Origin of the sequence: Spirillospora sp. CA-142024 (assembly GCF_050942325.1) — a bacterium.
Lineage (GTDB): Bacteria > Actinomycetota > Actinomycetes > Streptosporangiales > Streptosporangiaceae > Spirillospora.
In genome coordinates this window covers 5,900,928-5,916,894 of sequence record NZ_CP192077.1, presented here as the reverse complement: position 1 = coordinate 5,916,894, position 15,967 = coordinate 5,900,928, and the positions used below count along the sequence as shown (strand labels likewise).

At 72.0% G+C, this 15,967-nt stretch carries 13 protein-coding genes; 8 read left to right on the top strand and 5 right to left on the bottom strand.

Features of this window, described 5'->3' with window-relative positions; translation table 11 throughout:
* Positions 1-267: 267 nt before the first annotated feature.
* The 5 genes from ACQPZP_RS28220 to ACQPZP_RS28200 are packed head-to-tail and all read right to left on the bottom strand — an operon-like array spanning position 268 to position 5,528.
* A complete protein-coding gene (locus tag ACQPZP_RS28220; RefSeq protein ID WP_433472749.1) occupies positions 268-1,701 on the bottom strand; it encodes a rhamnulokinase in 1,434 nt (477 codons plus the stop codon).
* Positions 1,698-2,318, bottom strand: a complete 621-nt coding sequence (locus ACQPZP_RS28215; RefSeq protein ID WP_433472748.1) for a LutC/YkgG family protein — start codon at positions 2,316-2,318, stop codon at positions 1,698-1,700. Before ACQPZP_RS28215 ends, ACQPZP_RS28220 begins: the two co-directional genes overlap by 4 nt.
* A complete protein-coding gene (locus ACQPZP_RS28210) occupies positions 2,315-3,760 on the bottom strand; it encodes a LutB/LldF family L-lactate oxidation iron-sulfur protein (protein WP_433472747.1) in 1,446 nt (481 codons plus the stop codon). The genes ACQPZP_RS28215 and ACQPZP_RS28210 overlap by 4 nt, the downstream gene beginning before the upstream one ends.
* Positions 3,757-4,470 carry a (Fe-S)-binding protein gene (locus ACQPZP_RS28205; protein ID WP_433472746.1) on the bottom strand — a complete coding sequence of 238 codons (714 nt, stop codon included), beginning with the start codon at positions 4,468-4,470 and terminating at the stop codon, positions 3,757-3,759. Before ACQPZP_RS28205 ends, ACQPZP_RS28210 begins: the two co-directional genes overlap by 4 nt.
* Entirely contained in the window at positions 4,467-5,528 is a 1,062-nt protein-coding gene (locus ACQPZP_RS28200; RefSeq protein WP_433472745.1) for a LacI family DNA-binding transcriptional regulator, read from the bottom strand. The genes ACQPZP_RS28205 and ACQPZP_RS28200 overlap by 4 nt, the downstream gene beginning before the upstream one ends.
* 301 nt (positions 5,529-5,829) lie before the next feature.
* Here ACQPZP_RS28200 and ACQPZP_RS28195 point away from each other — a divergent pair, with 301 nt between their 5' ends.
* From ACQPZP_RS28195 to ACQPZP_RS28160, 8 genes are all read left to right on the top strand, one after another.
* Entirely contained in the window at positions 5,830-7,368 is a 1,539-nt protein-coding gene (locus ACQPZP_RS28195; RefSeq protein WP_433472744.1) for a sugar ABC transporter ATP-binding protein, read from the top strand.
* 4 nt (positions 7,369-7,372) lie between these two features.
* Positions 7,373-8,500 carry an ABC transporter permease gene (locus ACQPZP_RS28190; protein ID WP_433472743.1) on the top strand — a complete coding sequence of 376 codons (1,128 nt, stop codon included), beginning with the start codon at positions 7,373-7,375 and terminating at the stop codon, positions 8,498-8,500.
* On the top strand, positions 8,497-9,486 hold the full coding sequence (locus ACQPZP_RS28185) for an ABC transporter permease (RefSeq protein ID WP_433462347.1): 990 nt from the start codon (positions 8,497-8,499) through the stop codon (positions 9,484-9,486). Before ACQPZP_RS28190 ends, ACQPZP_RS28185 begins: the two co-directional genes overlap by 4 nt.
* 94 nt (positions 9,487-9,580) lie before the next feature.
* Positions 9,581-10,666, top strand: coding sequence for a rhamnose ABC transporter substrate-binding protein (gene rhaS / locus ACQPZP_RS28180; protein ID WP_433472742.1), 1,086 nt, complete (start codon positions 9,581-9,583; stop codon positions 10,664-10,666).
* A 10-nt stretch (positions 10,667-10,676) separates the two neighbouring features.
* Positions 10,677-11,012 (top strand): L-rhamnose mutarotase, encoded by a 336-nt coding sequence (locus ACQPZP_RS28175; protein WP_433472741.1) that lies wholly within the window; start codon positions 10,677-10,679, stop codon positions 11,010-11,012.
* Between the two features lie 11 nt (positions 11,013-11,023).
* A complete protein-coding gene (rhaI, locus tag ACQPZP_RS28170; RefSeq protein ID WP_433472740.1) occupies positions 11,024-12,190 on the top strand; it encodes an L-rhamnose isomerase in 1,167 nt (388 codons plus the stop codon).
* Between the two features lie 21 nt (positions 12,191-12,211).
* A complete protein-coding gene (locus ACQPZP_RS28165; RefSeq protein ID WP_433472739.1) occupies positions 12,212-14,263 on the top strand; it encodes a bifunctional aldolase/short-chain dehydrogenase in 2,052 nt (683 codons plus the stop codon).
* Between the two features lie 245 nt (positions 14,264-14,508).
* Positions 14,509-15,927 (top strand): arabinose isomerase, encoded by a 1,419-nt coding sequence (locus ACQPZP_RS28160; protein ID WP_433472738.1) that lies wholly within the window; start codon positions 14,509-14,511, stop codon positions 15,925-15,927.
* The last annotated feature ends 40 nt before the right edge of the window (positions 15,928-15,967 follow it).

Below are 15,967 nucleotides of genomic sequence, written 5' to 3'. Positions count from 1 at the left end.
TTCACACCCCAGCAGGCGGTCGACTCGCCGTGATCATGCTTCTCGTTGTGGTCCCTGAGAACTGGCGGACCTTACCTTATCGGGTGGAACGTCAATAAGGTCGGGCAACACGCCCCGCCCGCGCGCGGTCCCCGCGGGCCGGTCTCCTCCGTGACCGGGTTGTTCATAGCTATGAACGGTCCTCACGCGCCCCATGTCAACCTCGGGAGGGTAAACCGTCCCGGCACCGTGACATCACCGGGGGCGCCGTGACACCACCGGGCCGGGTCAGCCCTCCAGGCCCAGCCGGGCGGCGGCGTCCCGCCAGCGGGACTCGTCACCCGACGGCGTGTAGCGGCGCACGTCCTGGGTGGCGGCGACCAGGGCGCGGGACTCGGCGAGGTCCGCGACGACGCCGTGGGCGCGGGCCTGGGCCAGGACGTTTCCGAGGGCCGTCGCCTCCACCGGCCCGGCGATCAGCGGAAGGCCGCTCGCGTCGGCGGTCAGCCGGCACAGCAGGTCGTTGCGGCTGCCGCCGCCCACCAGGTGGACGACGTCGATCTCCCTGCCCGACAGGCGGGACGCCTGGCGGAGCGTGGCGCGGTGGGCCAGCGCGAGGCTGTCCAGCACGCAGCGGACGGTCTCGGCGCGGGTGGCCGGCTCGGGGAACCCGCGGCGGCGGCAGTGCGCGGCGATGCGGGCGGGCATGTCGCCGGGCGGCAGGAACTCCGGATCGTCGGGGTCGATGAGCGACCGCAGGCCCGGGACGTCCTCGGCCTCGGCGAGCAGGGCGGGAAGATCCGGGTTCCCCCAGGTCCGCAGGGACTCCTGGAGGAGCCACAGGCCCATCACGTTGCGCAGGTAGCGGACCGTCCCGTCGACGCCGCCCTCGTTGGTGAAGTTGGCCTTGCGGCTCGCCTCCGTCAGCACGGGCTCGTCCAGCTCGACGCCCACCAGCGACCAGGTGCCGCAGGAGATGTAGGCGAAACGGCCGGTGGTTGCCGGGACGGCGGCGACCGCGGAGGCCGTGTCGTGGGAGCCGACGGCCGTCACCCGGAGGGCGTCGTGGCCGATCTCGGCCGCCACGTCCGCGCGGAGGGTCCCGATGACCGAGCCCGGGTCGCGCAGCGGCGGGAGGATCCCGGCGGGAAGGCCCAGACGGGACAGCAGGTCGCCCGACCAGGTGCCGTCGCGGACGTCCAGCAGCCCCGTCGTGGACGCGTTCGTGCGCTCGGCGCCGATCTCGCCGGTGAGCCAGTAGGCCAGCAGGTCGGGGACGAGGAGCAGCGTGCCCGCCCGGGACAGGTCGTCCGCCGCCAGCTGGTAGATCGTGTTGAAGGGCAGGAACTGCAGGCCCGACGCCTGGTAGAGCAGGTCGTCGCCCAGTTCGGCGCGGACCCGGTCCATCACGCCGTCCGTGCGGGCGTCGCGGTAGTGGACGGGATTGCCGAGCAGGGTTCCGCCCGCGTCCAGCAGTCCGTAGTCGACCGCCCACGAGTCGATCCCGGCCGAGGCGAGGCCCGGCGGCGCGGCGCGCAGCCCGTCCAGGACGTTGCCGTAAAGGCCGAGGATGTCCCAGTGCAGCGTGCCGTTGACCCGGACGGGACGGTTCGGGAAGCGGCGGATCTCGTCCAGCGCGAGCGTGTCCGGGCCGACGCGGCCCGCCATCACCCGCCCGCTGGACGCCCCGAGGTCGACCGCCGCGAACGTCGCTTCAGTCATTGGACGACCAGCACTTCCAGCGTGCGCGGCCCGTGCACGCCCTCGACGCGGGACAACTCGATGTCGCTCGTCGCCGACGGCCCCGACACGAACGTCAGCGGACGGCGCGGGTCGAGCCGTTCGAGCGCCTCCGGCACGTCCGCCGCCACCTGGCCGGCCAGGACGACGATCAGGTGGTAGTCCGGCACGAGCGACAGGGCGCGCGGCCCCTGCGCGGCGCCGTGGTCCAGGACGATCGTGCCGGTCTCGGCGATGGCGGCCGCGCAGCCGGTGACCGCCCCCGCCAGCCCGTCGAGCGACGCGACATCGGGATCCCGGACCAGCGAGGAGCCGGCGGCGGTGAACCATTCCTCGGGGACGCCACCGGGAACACCGTAGGAGCCGGGCCGCGCCGAGAGCCGCTCGGCGACCGTCGAGGCCACCTCGGACGGGGACACGCGCAGAACCGTCGCGCGGTAGTCGGCGACCCGCTCGGCGAACAGGTCGAGGATGCCGTCCTCATGGTGGCGGCGCAGGTAGCCGCGGTCGATCCGGTCGTAGGCGGCCGCGACCTCGGCGGCGGGACGGGCGGGCGTCACCCGCTCGACCCGTCCGAGGATCTCCTCGCGCGCGTTCACCTGTCCCCCTTCTTCCGGCCGCCGTCCGTCCTCGCCCACCAGGCGCGGAACGACTCGGGGGGCGGCGCCGGGGCGTCCCTGGTCTCGGTCCACGCGTTCAGCGGACCGGGGAGCCGCCGGATCCGGCCGCTGCGCCCCACCACGCGGCGGCTCGCCGACGCGGCCCGCTGCGCGAGCGCGAGCCGGGTCGGCGAGCGCAGCGTCCACCCGGCCGCCGTCATCGCCACCCGCTCCAGCGGATGGCGGGGGCCCTTCTCGACGGCGCGGGCCCGCAGGTGGACGAGCACCTCCGGGATGTCGATCGCGACCGGGCACGCCTCGAAGCACGCCCCGCACAGCGACGACGCGTAGGGCAGGGAGGCGTCCACGTCCGACCCGATGCCCCTGATCTGCGGGGACAGGATCGCGCCGATCGGCCCCGGGTAGGGCGACCCGTAGGCGTGGCCGCCCGCGCGCTGGTAGACCGGGCACACGTTCAGGCACGCGGAGCAGCGGATGCAGCGCAGCGCCTGCCGGCCCACCTCGTCGGCCAGGGTGGCGGTCCGGCCGTTGTCCAGCAGGACCAGGTGGAAGTCGCGCGGGCCGTCGCCGGGGGACACGCCCGTCCATGTGGAGGTGTAGGGGTTCATCCGCTCGGCCGTGGACGAGCGGGGCAGCAGCTGGAGGAAGACCTCCAGGTCCCGCCAGCTCGGCACGATCTTCTCCACGCCCATCACCGAGATCAGCGTCTCGGGGAGCGTCAGGCACATCCGGCCGTTGCCCTCCGACTCCAGCACGACGAGCGTGCCGGTGTCGGCGACCGCGAAGTTCACCCCCGACACCCCGACCTTCGCCGACAGGAACTTGGCGCGAAGATGCCGCCTGGCCGCCTCCGCCAGCTCGGCGGGGGAGTCGGTCAGGCCCTCAGGCGCGTCGTCCATCGCGCGCAGGAAGATGTCGCGGATGTCGGACCGGTTCCGGTGGATGGCGGGTACGAGGATGTGCGACGGCCGGTCGTCCCCGAGCTGGACGATCAGCTCGGCGAGGTCGGTCTCGTAGGCGGTGATGCCCTCGCCGGCCAGGAACTCGTTGAGGCCGATCTCCTGCGTGGCCATCGACTTGACCTTGACGACCTCGGTCTCGCCGGTCGCCTTCACCAGGTCCGCGACGATCCGGTTGGCCTCCGCCGCGTCCCGCGCCCAGTGCACCGTCCCGCCGGCCTCGGTGACCCTCTCCTCCAGCAGCCGCAGGTAGTGGCCGAGGTTTTCAAGGACGTGGTCCTTGATCTGCTTGCCCGACTCCCGCAGCGCGGACCAGTCGTCCAGCTCGGCCACCGCCGACGCGCGCCGCCCCCGGATCGTCGTGGTCGCGTGCGCGAGGTTGCCGCGCAGCCGCGTGTCGGCCACCGCGCGCCGCGCCGCCTCCGGAAACGACGGCATCCCCAGATAAGTGGGCATCGTCATGACGGGTCCTCCTCGGTGGAGGCGAGGATCTCGGCCAGGTGGACGGTCCGTACCCCCGCGCGGGTGCGGGTGAGGGCGCCGCCTATGTGCATCAGGCAGGAGTTGTCGGCCGCGCACAGCGCCTCGGCCCCGGTCCTGCGGACGGCGGTGACCTTGTCCGCGCACATCGCGGCGGACACCTCGGAGTTCTTCAGCGCGAACGTCCCGCCGAACCCGCAGCACTCGGCGGCGTCCGGCAGGTCGGCCAGGTCGATGCCGCGGACCTCGCGCAGCAGCCGCAGCGGCCGGTCGCCGACGTGCAGCATCCGCAGCGAGTGGCAGGTGGGGTGGTAGGTGACGCGGTGCGGGAAGTACGCGCCGACGTCGGTGACGCCGAGGACGTCCACCAGGAACTCCGACAGCTCGTACACCCGGGACGCGACGGCGGCGGCGCGCGGCGCCAGCCTCGGATGCCAGTCGCGGATCATCGCCCCGCACGACGCGGACGGCGTCACGATCGCGTCGTACGGCTCGAACGTCTCCGCGAACCCCTTCACCAGGGGCAGCGCCTGCTTCCGGTAGCCGGTGTTGAGATGCATCTGCCCGCAGCAGGTCTGCGACTCCGGGAACTCGACGTCGTGCCCGAGCCGCCGCAGCAGCCGCACCATCGCCTTGCCCGTCTCCGGGAACATCGTGTCGTTGACGCAGGTGAGGAACAGCGCGACCTTCAAGGAGTGCCTCCGGAGGAGCGGCTGGACTCGCGGACCACCAGTTCGGGCTGGAACATGACCTGCTGGTGGGCGTGCCCGCCGGACTCGTCGCACTCCTCCAGCAGCAGCTCGGTCGCGATCCGGCCGAGCTGGTACGTGGGCTGACGCACCGAGCTGAGCGGGACGGCCGCCGCGGCCGAGAACTCGATGTCGTCGTACCCGATCAGCGCGACGTCACCCGGCACCTCGATCCCGGCCTGCAGCAGGACGCGCAGCACGCCGAGCGCGAGCAGGTCGTTCGCGCAGAAGATCGCGTCGGGCAGCGGCGGGCCCGCCTCCAGCAGCCGCCGGGCGGCCTCCTGCCCGGCGCGCGCGTTCATCGCCCCGACGGCGACCTCGCGCATGACCTCGCGGCCGAGGCCGGCGGCGCGCAGCGCCCGCAGCGCGCCCTTGCGGCGGTCGGCGCACTGCCGCAGCACGGTGGGCCCGGTGACGAACGCCAGCGTCCGGGCGCCCCCGTCCAGCAGCTCGCCGACCGCCAGCTCGCCGCCCGCGACGTCGTCGACGGCGACCGAGCACTGGTTCGCCCGCGGCGTCGGATGGTCGAGCAGCACCACCGGGACGCCCCTGTCGCGGAGCCGGTCGGCGGTCTCCCCGTCGTCGCCGACCGGGGTCAGCAGGACGCCGCGCACCCGCTGCTCGGCGAAGACCCGCAGGTTGCGCTGCTCCCGCTCGTCCGACTCGCCGGACGACGACAGGATCACCGCGTAGCCGCGCTCGCTGGCGGTGTCCTCCACGCCGCGCGCCACGTCGGTGAAGAACGGGTTGGCGAGGTCGAGCACCATCAGCCCGATCGTGCTGCTGTGCCCGGCGCGCAGCGTGGACGCCGAGCCGTTGCGGACGAAGCCGAGCTCGCGGATCGCCTTCTCGACCCGGACGCGGGTCGCCTCCGCGACCCGCTCGGGCCGGTTGAGGACGTTCGACACGGTGCCGGGCGAGACGCCGGCGCGCGCGGCGACCTGCTTGATGCCGACCGTCCGGCTCAGGGTCCCGGGACGTCCGGTGTCGTCAGTGCTCAATCCGTGTGCCCCCGGTCCGTCCGCTGCTGTGTCGCCGCTCACTTTGGGTCATCGGATTAAAACGTGTCAACCCCGGAGTCGGGACGCCGCGGCGGCGAACCAGGCTGGCCGGTCCCGGTCGCGGGCGAGTTCGAAATCTTCGCCGCCCTTACGGAGACGGCGTTTTCGCAGAGTCAGACGGGCCCCGCCGACAGGTTCCCTCTTGACGAGTGCTCCGGCTCACATCTAGCGTCCTCCGCAACATCCTGTTAAAACGTTTTTCATCTGTACGTCACAGACGTCCCCCGCGAGGAGGGCCGCGATGGGTGCACCGGGCCGGTCGGCGCCGCCGACATTGGCACTGGTCAACGTGAGTAAGTCGTTCGGCGCCGTGCGCGCTCTCCAGGGCGTCACCCTGGAGCTCCACGCGGGCGAGGTGCACGCTCTGGCCGGGGAGAACGGCGCGGGCAAGTCCACCGTCGTAAAAACGTTCGCAGGGGTGCACCGCCCCGACGCGGGCGAGGTGCGGGTGGACGGCGAGCCCGTCACGTTCGGCGGGCCCGCCGACGCGCAGGCCGCCGGCGTCGCGGTCATCTACCAGGAGCCCACGCTGTTCCCCGACCTGTCGGTCGCCGAGAACATCTTCATGGGCCGCCAGCCGCGCGGCGCGCTCGGCCGCATCGACCGCCGCGCCATGCACGCCGAGGCCGCGAAGCTGTTCGGGCGGCTCGGCGTCGCGCTGGACCCCCAGCAGCCCGCCCGCGGCCTGTCGATCGCCGACCAGCAGGTCGTCGAGATCGCCAAGGCCATCTCCCGGGACGCGCGGGTCCTCATCATGGACGAGCCCACCGCCGCGCTCACCGGCCAGGAGGTCGCCCGGCTGTTCACCGTGACCCGCACCCTGCAGGAGCACGGCTGCGCGGTCCTGTTCATCTCGCACCGGCTGGAGGAGATCTTCGAGCTCTGCCAGCGGGTCACCACGCTGCGCGACGGCACCTACGTCGGCACCGACCGGACCGGGGACATCACCGCCGACGACCTCGTCCGCCGGATGGTCGGCCGCGACCTCGACGCGCTCTACCCCAAGCAGGACGTCACGCCCGGCGAGGTCGCGCTGAAGGTCAGCCGGCTGACCCGCGAGGGCGCCTTCACCGACGTCTCCTTCGAGGTCCGCCGCGGCGAGATCGTCGCGCTGGCCGGACTGGTCGGCGCCGGCCGCAGCGAGGTCGCCCGCGCCGTCTTCGGGGTGGACCGCTGGGACGCCGGCGACGTCGAGGTCGACGGCCGGAAACTGCCGGCCGGCAGCCCGACCGCCGCGATGTCGGCCGGGCTCGCGCTCGTCCCCGAGGACCGCCGCCAGCAGGGACTGGTGATGGACATGTCCATCGAGCGGAACATGGGCCTCACCCAGCTGAGGACGCTGCGCCGCGAGACCGGCCGCGGGGGCCTGATCTCGCGGAAGGTCGAGCGGAACCGCGCCGCCGACTGGGGCCTGCGGCTCCAGCTGAAGTACGCCCGGCTCACCGACGCCGTCGGCGTCCTGTCGGGCGGCAACCAGCAGAAGGTCGTGCTCGCCAAGTGGCTGGCCACCGAGCCGGCCGTGCTGATCGTGGACGAGCCGACCCGCGGCATCGACGTCGGCACCAAGGCCGAGGTCCACCGGCTGCTGTCGGAGCTGGCCGCGCAGGACCTCGCGGTGCTGATGATCTCCTCCGACCTGCCGGAGGTGATCGGCATGGCCGACCGCGTCCTGGTCATGCACGAGGGCCGGCTCACCGCCGAGATCGCCCGCGCGGACGCGACCGAGGAGAGCGTGATGGCCGCCGCGACCGGCCGCACCGGCAACGGAAAGGCGGCCTGAGCAGATGACCGTCCTCGCACAGTCCCCGGCCAAGCCGGGTTCGGGCGGGCCGCCGGGCGGCGGCCGCCGCCTCGTCGACATGGTGCTGCGCGCCCGCGAGCTGAGCATCCTCGGCGCGCTCGTCGTCCTCGTCGTCGGCACGACCATCGCCAACCCGCGGTTCCTGTCCGGGCAGGGCGTGAAGGACATCTTCCTCAACGCCTCGATCCTGGTGCTGCTCGCCGTCGGGCAGAGCATGGTCGTCGTCACCCGCAACATCGACCTGTCGGTCGGATCCGTCGTCGGGCTCGTCGCGTTCACCGCCGGCAAGTTCGCCTCCGGCGGCGACCGCAACGTCGTGCTGGTCGTCCTGGCCGGCGTCCTCATCGGCCTCCTCTGCGGGCTGGTGAACGGGCTGCTCGTCAGCTTCTGCCGCGTCCCGTCCCTCGTCGTCACCCTCGGCACCCTGTACGTGATCCAGGGGCTCGACTACCGGATCGCGCACGGCGACCAGATCGGCGCCGCCGAGCTGCCCTCCTCGCTGCTGAAGCTCGGCAACGACGGCGTCCTCGGCATCCCCTACCTGCCGATCATCACCGTGGTCGTGATGCTCGCGGTCGGCTACTACCTGCGCTCCTACTCGTCCGGGCGCGAGTACTACGCGATCGGGTCCAGCCCCGAGGCCGCGAACCTCGCGGGCGTGTCGATCCGCCGCCGCATCCTCACCGCCTACCTGGTCAGCGGCGCGCTCGCCGGCCTCGCCGGGGTCCTGTGGCTGGCCCGGTTCGGCACCGTCGTCGCCGACGCCGCGCACGGCTGGGAGCTCAAGGTCGTCGCGGCCGTCGTCGTCGGCGGCGTCGCCATCACCGGCGGCGTCGGCACCGTGTACGGGGCGGCGCTCGGCGGGCTGCTGCTCACCACCATCGGCAGCGTGCTGGTGGTGCTCAAGGTCAACTCGTTCTGGCAGGACGCGATCACCGGTGTCCTGCTGCTGCTGGCCATCAGCGTCGACCGGCTGCTGGCGCTGCGCGTCACCCGGGCGCTCAGGCAGCGGTCCCTGGAGTCCACCGTGCACCGCGACGTGAACGGCGGCGGGACCGCCCTGGAATCGAACACGGCATCGAACACGGCTACGAAGGAGGGCCGGTCATGAGCCGCCTCATGCGGTGGGAGACCGCGGTCACCGCGCTGCTGATCGTGGTGTTCGCCGGCGGCGCCGGGTTCTCGCCCGACTTCGCCAACAACGACAACCTGTCGTTCGCGCTGGACGACCTCAGCGAGATCGCGCTGATCGCGCTGCCGATGACGCTGCTCGTCGTCTGCGGGCAGGTGGACCTGTCGGTCGCCTCGATCCTCGGGCTCTGCAGCGCCCTCACCGGCAAGCTGTGGGACGGCGGCATGGCCATCGAGGCGATCATCCCGCTGGTGCTGGTCGTCGGGCTCGTCTGCGGCCTGGTCAACGGGCTGCTCGTCACCAGGCTCGGGCTGCCGTCCCTGGCCGTGACGATCGGCACGATGACCCTCTACCGGGGGCTGGCGTACGTGACGCTCGGCACCGGGGCGGTCTCGGAGTTCCCGTCCGCCTACACCGACCTCGCGACCTCGTCCATCCCGGGCACCCCGATCCCGTATCCGATCGCGCTGTTCGCCCTGCTCGCCGCCGCCACGGCCGTCGTCCTGCACGCCACCGGCATCGGGCGGTCGCTGTTCGCGATCGGCGCGCAGGAGGACGCCGCCTACTTCGCCGGCATCCGGGTCAAGCGCCTCAAGCTGATCCTGTTCGTGGTGTCCGGCCTCGTCGCCGGGTTCGCCGGCGTCGTCTACACGCTCCGCTACGGCAGCGCCCGCGCCGACAACGGCCTCGGCCTGGAGCTCACCGTCATCGCGGGGGTGCTGCTCGGCGGCATCGACTTCGACGGCGGCAAGGGCACCCTCGGCGGCGTCATCGCGGCCGTGCTGCTCATCGGCCTGCTCCGCAACCTGCTGATGCTCAACGACGTCTCCACCGAGGTCCAGTCGATCGTCACCGGGCTGCTCCTCATCATCAGCGTCCTCACGCCGCGGCTGATCGCCGTGGTGCGCGAGGCACAAGGCCGGCGGCGGGGCGCGCGACCCGCGGTCCCCGCCGCCGCACCATGACCCCGCCATGAACCCCGCCCCGACCGCCCGAGACCGTCCCCCCGCCGCGTCAACCCACCCCACAGCACGACCCGGATTCTCTGAAAGGCATCTGATGACCATTCGTCTGCGCGCCCCGCGCCGGCTGGCCGCCGTCGCCACGGCGAGCGCCCTGGCCCTCAGCCTGGCCGCCTGCGGCGGGACCACCAAGGACTCCTCGTCCGACTCCGGGGACGGCAAGGCCGCCGGGAACGCGTCCGCGAACCCGAACGCGCCGCTGAAGAAGGGCCTGAAGCTCGCGTTCCTGCCGAAGCAGGTCAACAATCCCTACGAGACGATCGTCGACAACGCCGGCATCGCGGCCACCAAGGAGTTCGGCGGCGCCGCCAAGGAGGTCGGCCCGTCCGACGCGTCGGCGTCCTCGCAGGTCTCCTACATCAACACGCTGATCCAGCAGCGGCACGACGCGATCCTCATCGCCGCCAACGACGAGAACGCGGTGTGCGGCCCGCTCAAGCAGGCGATGTCCAAGAACATCAAGATCGTCGCCTACGACTCCGACACCAACCCCGACTGCCGGGACGTGTTCATCAACCAGGCCAGCTCCGAGGAGATCGGCCGCAGCGAGGTCAAGCTGCTGAAGGAGCAGATCGGCGGCAAGGGCGAGATCGCGATCCTGTCGGCGACCGCGAACGCCACCAACCAGAACACCTGGATCAAGTTCATGCAGGACGAGCTGAAGAAGCCGGAGTACTCCGGCATGAAGCTCGTCAAGGTCGCCTACGGCGACGACGACGACCAGAAGTCGTTCCAGCAGACGCAGGGCCTGCTGCAGGCGTACCCGAACCTGAAGGGCATCATCTCGCCCACCACGGTCGGCATCGCCGCCGCGGCCCGCTACATCTCCGGCTCCAAGTACAAGGGCAAGGTCGCGCTGACCGGCCTCGGCACCCCGGACCAGATGCGCAAGTTCGTCAAGGACGGCACCGTCAAGCAGTTCGAGCTGTGGGACCCGAAGAACCTCGGCTACCTCGCGGCGTACGCGGCGGCGGCGCTGTCGTCCGGCCAGATCACCGGCGCGCAGGGCGAGAAGTTCAAGGCCGGCAAGCTCGGCGAGCGCACGATCGGCGCCAACGGCGAGGTGATCCTCGGCCCGCCGACGGTGTTCGACGCCAAGAACATCGACCAGTACCACTTCTGATTCCGATCGCATGACGTCGTCTGGAAGCCGGAAGCGCGTGTGCTTCCTGCTGAAGGTCAGGCAGGACCGCCTGGAGGAGTACGAGCTGCGCCACCAGGCGGTCTGGCCCGACATGCTGAGCGCTCTGCGCGACACCGGCTGGCACAACTACTCGCTGTTCCTGCGGGAGGACGGCCTCCTCGTCGGCTACCTGGAGACCGACGACTTCGAGGCCGCCCAGGAGGCGATGGCCCGCACCGAGGTCAACGCCCGCTGGCAGGCCGAGATGGCGCAGTACTTCGAGGACCTCGACGGCCGCCCCGACGAGGGCATGCGGCCGCTGACCGAGGTCTTCCACCTGGATTGAGAGAGGTAATCGTGACGGACACCAGCGCGGTGAAGGACGCCCTGCGCCGCCAGCAGATCGAGACTCCCTCGTGGGCGTACGGGAACTCGGGGACCCGGTTCAAGGTCTTCGCCCAGCGGGGCGTGCCGCGCACCCCGCAGGAGAAGATCGACGACGCCGCGCAGGTGCACCGGTTCACCGGCGTCGCGCCCAGCGTCGCCGTGCACATCCCCTGGGACAAGGTGGACGACTACGCCGCGCTCGCCGCGCACGCCAAGGAGAGGGGGGTGCGGATCGGGGCGGTGAACACCAACGTCTTCCAGGACGACGACTACATGCTCGGCAGCGTCACCAACCCCGATCCCGCCGTCCGCCGCAAGGCGCTCGACCACCTGCTCGAAGCGGTCGACATCATGGACCTGACGGGTTCCCGCGACCTGAAGCTGTGGTTCTCCGACGGGACGAACTACCCAGGCCAGGACGACATCCGCACCCGCCAGGACCGGATGGCCGAGGCCCTCGCCGCCGTGTACGAGCGGCTCGGCGACGACCAGCGGTTCCTGCTGGAGTACAAGCTGTTCGAGCCCGCGTTCTACGCGACCGACCTGCCGGACTGGGGCACCTCCTACGCGCACTGCGTGAAGCTCGGCCCGAAGGCGCAGGTCGTGGTGGACACCGGGCACCACGCGCCCGGCACCAACATCGAGTTCATCGTCGCGTTCCTGCTGCGCGAGGGGAAGCTCGGCGGGTTCGACTTCAACTCCCGCTTCTACGCCGACGACGACCTGATGGTGGGCGCGGCGGACCCGTTCCAGCTGTTCCGGATCATGTACGAGGTGGTGCGCGGCGGCGGCTACGACGCCGAGGCGGGCGTGGCGTTCATGCTCGACCAGTGCCACAACATCGAGCCGAAGATCCAGGGCCAGATCCGCTCGGTGATGAACGTCCAGGAGGCCACCGCCAAGGCGCTGCTGGTGGACGCCGGCGCGTTGCGGTCGGCGCAGGAGTCCGGTGAGGTCCTGGAGGCGAACGCGGTGTTCATGGACGCCTACAACACCGACGTCCGGCCGCTGCTCGCCGAGCTGCGCGAGGAGATGGCACTGCACCCGGACCCGGTCGCCGCCTACAAGGCGTCCGGCTACTACGAGCGGGTCGCCGAGGAGCGCAAGGACGGCCAGGCCGCCGGCTGGGGCGCCTGACAGGTGAAGGAGACGAAACCGATGACTTCCACCCCACCCGAGGTGGAGCAGCTGCTGGAACGCGCCAACACTCTCGGCTCGGACCCGCGCAACACCAACTACGCGGGCGGCAACGCCTCCGCGAAGGGCACCGTCACCGACCCCGTGACGGCCCGCGACGTCGAGCTGATGTGGGTGAAGGGCTCCGGCGGCGACCTCGGCACCCTCACCGAAGCGGGCCTGGCGGTGCTGCGCCTGGACCGGATGCGCGCTCTCGTGGACGTCTACCCGGGCGTGGAGCGCGAGGACGAGATGGTCGCCGCGTTCGACTACTGCCTGCACGGCAAGGGCGGTGCCGCGCCGTCCATCGACACCGCGATGCACGGTCTCGTGGAGGCCGCGCACGTCGACCACCTGCACCCCGACTCCGGCATCGCGATCGCGACCGCCGCGGACGGCGAGGAACTGACCCGGCGGATCTTCGGCGACCGGGTGGCGTGGGTGCCGTGGCGGCGCCCCGGCTTCCAGCTCGGGCTGGACATCGCCGAGATCAAGCGTGCCAGCCCGCGGGCGATCGGCGTGATCCTCGGCGGGCACGGCATCACCGCGTGGGGCGACACGAGCGAGGAGTGCAAGGCCAACTCGCTCGACATCATCCGCACCGCGGAGGCCTACATCGCCGAGCACGGCAGGGCCGACCCGTTCGGTGAGGTGGTCCACCCGGCGCTGCCGGAGGACGAGCGGCACGCCCGCGCCGCCGCCCTGTTCCCGCTGATCCGCGGCCTGGCGTCCACGGACCGGCCGCAGGTCGGGCACTTCACCGACGGCGAGAGCGTCCTCGACTTCCTCTCCCGCGCCGAGCATCCGCGCCTCGCCGCGCTCGGCACGTCCTGCCCGGACCACTTCCTGCGCACCAAGGTCGCGCCGATGGTCCTGGACCTGCCGCCGGACGCGCCGCTCGACGACGTCAAGGCCCGGCTGAAGGAGCTGCACGCCGCCTACCGCGAGGAGTACGCGGCCTACTACGACCGGAACGCCGTCCCCGGCTCTCCCGCCATGCGCGGCGCGGACCCGGCGATCGTGCTGGTCCCCGGCGTCGGCATGTTCTCCTTCGGCGCGAACAAGCAGACCGCGCGCGTCGCGGGCGAGTTCTACGTCAACGCGATCAACGTGATGCGGGGCGCGGAGGCGCTGTCCTCCTACGCGCCGATCGACGAGGCGGAGAAGTTCCGCATCGAGTACTGGGAGCTGGAGGAGGCCAAGCTCCGCCGGATGCCGAAGCCGAAGCCGCTCGCCGCCCGGGTCGCGCTGGTCACCGGCGGCGGCTCGGGCATCGGCGCGGCCACCGCGCGCCGCCTGGCCGCCGAGGGCGCCTGCGTGGTCGTCGCCGACATGGACGTCGCGGCGGCGGAGAAGGTCGCCGCCGAGATCGGCGCCAAGGCGCTGCGCGAGGCGGACGTAGCGGTCGCGGTAGGCGCGGACGTGACGTCCGAAGAGGAGATCGCCGCGGCCGTCCGGGCGGCGGTCCTGGCGTTCGGCGGCGTCGACCTCGTCGTCAACAACGCCGGCCTGTCGATCTCCAAGCCGCTGCTGGAGACGACCTCGGCCGACTGGGACCTCCAGCACGACGTCATGGCGCGCGGCTCGTTCCTGGTGTCCAGGGAGACCGCCCGCGTGATGATCGAGCAGGAGATGGGCGGCGACATCGTCTACGTCTCCTCCAAGAACGGCGTGTTCGCCGGGCCGAACAACATCGCCTACGGCGCGACCAAGGCCGACCAGGCGCACCAGGTCCGGCTGCTGGCCGCCGAGCTCGGCGAGCACGGCGTCCGCGTCAACGGCATCAACCCCGACGGGGTGGTGCGCGGCTCCGGGATCTTCGCCGGCGGCTGGGGCGCCAAGCGCGCCGCCGTCTACGGCGTCGAGGAGGAGAGGCTCGGCGAGTTCTACGCCCAGCGGACGCTGCTGAAGCGCGAGGTGCTGCCCGAGCACGTCGCCGCCGCCGTCTTCGCCGTCACCGGCGGGGACCTGACCCACACCACCGGACTGCACATCCCCGTGGACGCCGGCGTCGCCGCCGCGTTCCTGCGATGAGGAGGGACTTCCACCGGAAAGAGGGAAGAACGGCCGGCGGCCCGGACCGCGCGGCGCCGGCGCTCACATCGCCGTCGCCGCACCGTCCCCACCCGGGCCGCCGACCGTCCCTGTCGGGCCCGCTCGACCAAAGTGAACCCGAATAGGAGAACGATGCGCCCGGCCGGAAGGTTCGCGCGCTCCGACGTGTCGGTGATCACGTTTCCGGGCGCGCTCACGGCCCGCCCGCAGACAGGAGGAGAGGAATGGCAGACAACACGGCGCCGCCGACGGTGAAGGTCGGCCTCGTCGCCGGCGGTCTCGGCGCGTACTGGCCGCAGTTCCCGGACCTGCTGCCGCAGCTCAAGCGGTCCGCCGAGCGCGTCTCGGAGCGGATGCGCGGGCTCGGCGCCGAGGTCGTCGACGTCGGCTTCATCTCCGACGCGCAGGAGGGCGCGGCGGCCGCCGAGAAGCTGCGCGCCGCCGGCTGCGACATCATCGTCGGCTTCCTCACCACGTACATGACCGCGACGATGCTGGTCCCGGTCGCGCAGCGGGCGGACGCGCCGGTCCTGCTGATCAACCTGCAGCCGACCGAGTCGATGGACCACGCCGCCTTCGACACCGGGCAGTGGCTCGCCTACTGCGGCGCCTGCCCGCTCCCGGAGATGGCCAACGCGTTCGCGCGCTGCGGCGTCCCGTTCCGGTCCGTCTCCGGGTACCTGGAGGACGAGCGCGCCTGGGCGAAGATCGGCCGCTGGGTGCGGGCCGCCGGGGTGCGGGCCGCGCTGCGCCGGGGCCGGCACGGGCTCATGGGCCACCTCTACCCGGGGATGCTGGACGTCTCCACCGACCTCACCCTCGTCAGCGCCAACTTCGGCGGGCACGTGGAGGTGCTGGAGTTCGACGACCTGCGCGTCCGGGTCGAGAAGGTCACCGACGCCGAGACGGCCGCGAAGAAGGCCGAGGCGGAGAAGATCTTCGAGCTGGACGCGTCCGTCGTCGACGACGACCTCACCTGGGCGGCCCGGGTGGCGGTCGGCCTCGACCGCCTCGCCGAGGACTTCGAGCTCGACAGCCTCGCCTACTACCACCGGGGCCTGGACGGCGAGGTGCACGAGCGGCTCGGCGCCGGGATGATCCTCGGCGCGTCGCTGCTCACCGCGCGCGGGATCCCGGCGGCGGGCGAGTACGAGCTGCGCACGTCCCTGGCCATGCTGATCGCCGACCGGCTCGGCGCGGGCGGCTCGTTCACCGAGCTGCAGGCCCTGGACTTCCACCGCGGCCACGTCGAGATGGGCCACGACGGGCCCGCGCACCTGGCGATCAGCGCGCGCCGCCCGCTGCTGCGCGGCCTCGGCGTCTACCACGGCAAGCGCGGCTACGGCGTGTCCGTCGAGTTCGACGTCAAGCACGGCCCCGTCACCGCGTTCGGCGTCATCCAGCGCCGCGACGGCCGGTTCGCGTTCGCCGCCTCCGAGGGCGAGACCGTGGACGGCCCGCTGCTGAAGATCGGCAACACCACGTCCCGCGTCGACTTCGGCTGCGATCCGGGCGAGTGGACCGACGCGTGGAGCGCCACCGGAATCTCCCACCACTGGGCCCTCGGCACCGGCCACCGCATCGCCGACCTGAAGGCCCTCGCCGACCTCTTGGAGATCGACCTGGTCGAAGTGAATCCCTGACGGAACAACTCTCTCTTGGCGTGATCGGGGGATCCGCTCC

What these genes read in the sequence shown, in the direction of transcription:
- ACQPZP_RS28220 (WP_433472749.1), bottom strand. Translation starts at nt 1,701, where the DNA reads ATGACTGAAGCGACGTTCGCGGCGGTCGACCTCGGGGCGTCCAGCGGG.
- ACQPZP_RS28210 (WP_433472747.1), bottom strand. Translation starts at nt 3,760, where the DNA reads ATGACGATGCCCACTTATCTGGGGATGCCGTCGTTTCCGGAGGCGGCG.
- ACQPZP_RS28195 (WP_433472744.1), top strand. Translation starts at nt 5,830, where the DNA reads ATGGGTGCACCGGGCCGGTCGGCGCCGCCGACATTGGCACTGGTCAAC.
- ACQPZP_RS28190 (WP_433472743.1), top strand. Translation starts at nt 7,373, where the DNA reads ATGACCGTCCTCGCACAGTCCCCGGCCAAGCCGGGTTCGGGCGGGCCG.
- ACQPZP_RS28185 (WP_433462347.1), top strand. Translation starts at nt 8,497, where the DNA reads ATGAGCCGCCTCATGCGGTGGGAGACCGCGGTCACCGCGCTGCTGATC.
- rhaS (WP_433472742.1), top strand. Translation starts at nt 9,581, where the DNA reads ATGACCATTCGTCTGCGCGCCCCGCGCCGGCTGGCCGCCGTCGCCACG.
- ACQPZP_RS28175 (WP_433472741.1), top strand. Translation starts at nt 10,677, where the DNA reads ATGACGTCGTCTGGAAGCCGGAAGCGCGTGTGCTTCCTGCTGAAGGTC.
- ACQPZP_RS28165 (WP_433472739.1), top strand. Translation starts at nt 12,212, where the DNA reads ATGACTTCCACCCCACCCGAGGTGGAGCAGCTGCTGGAACGCGCCAAC.
- ACQPZP_RS28160 (WP_433472738.1), top strand. Translation starts at nt 14,509, where the DNA reads ATGGCAGACAACACGGCGCCGCCGACGGTGAAGGTCGGCCTCGTCGCC.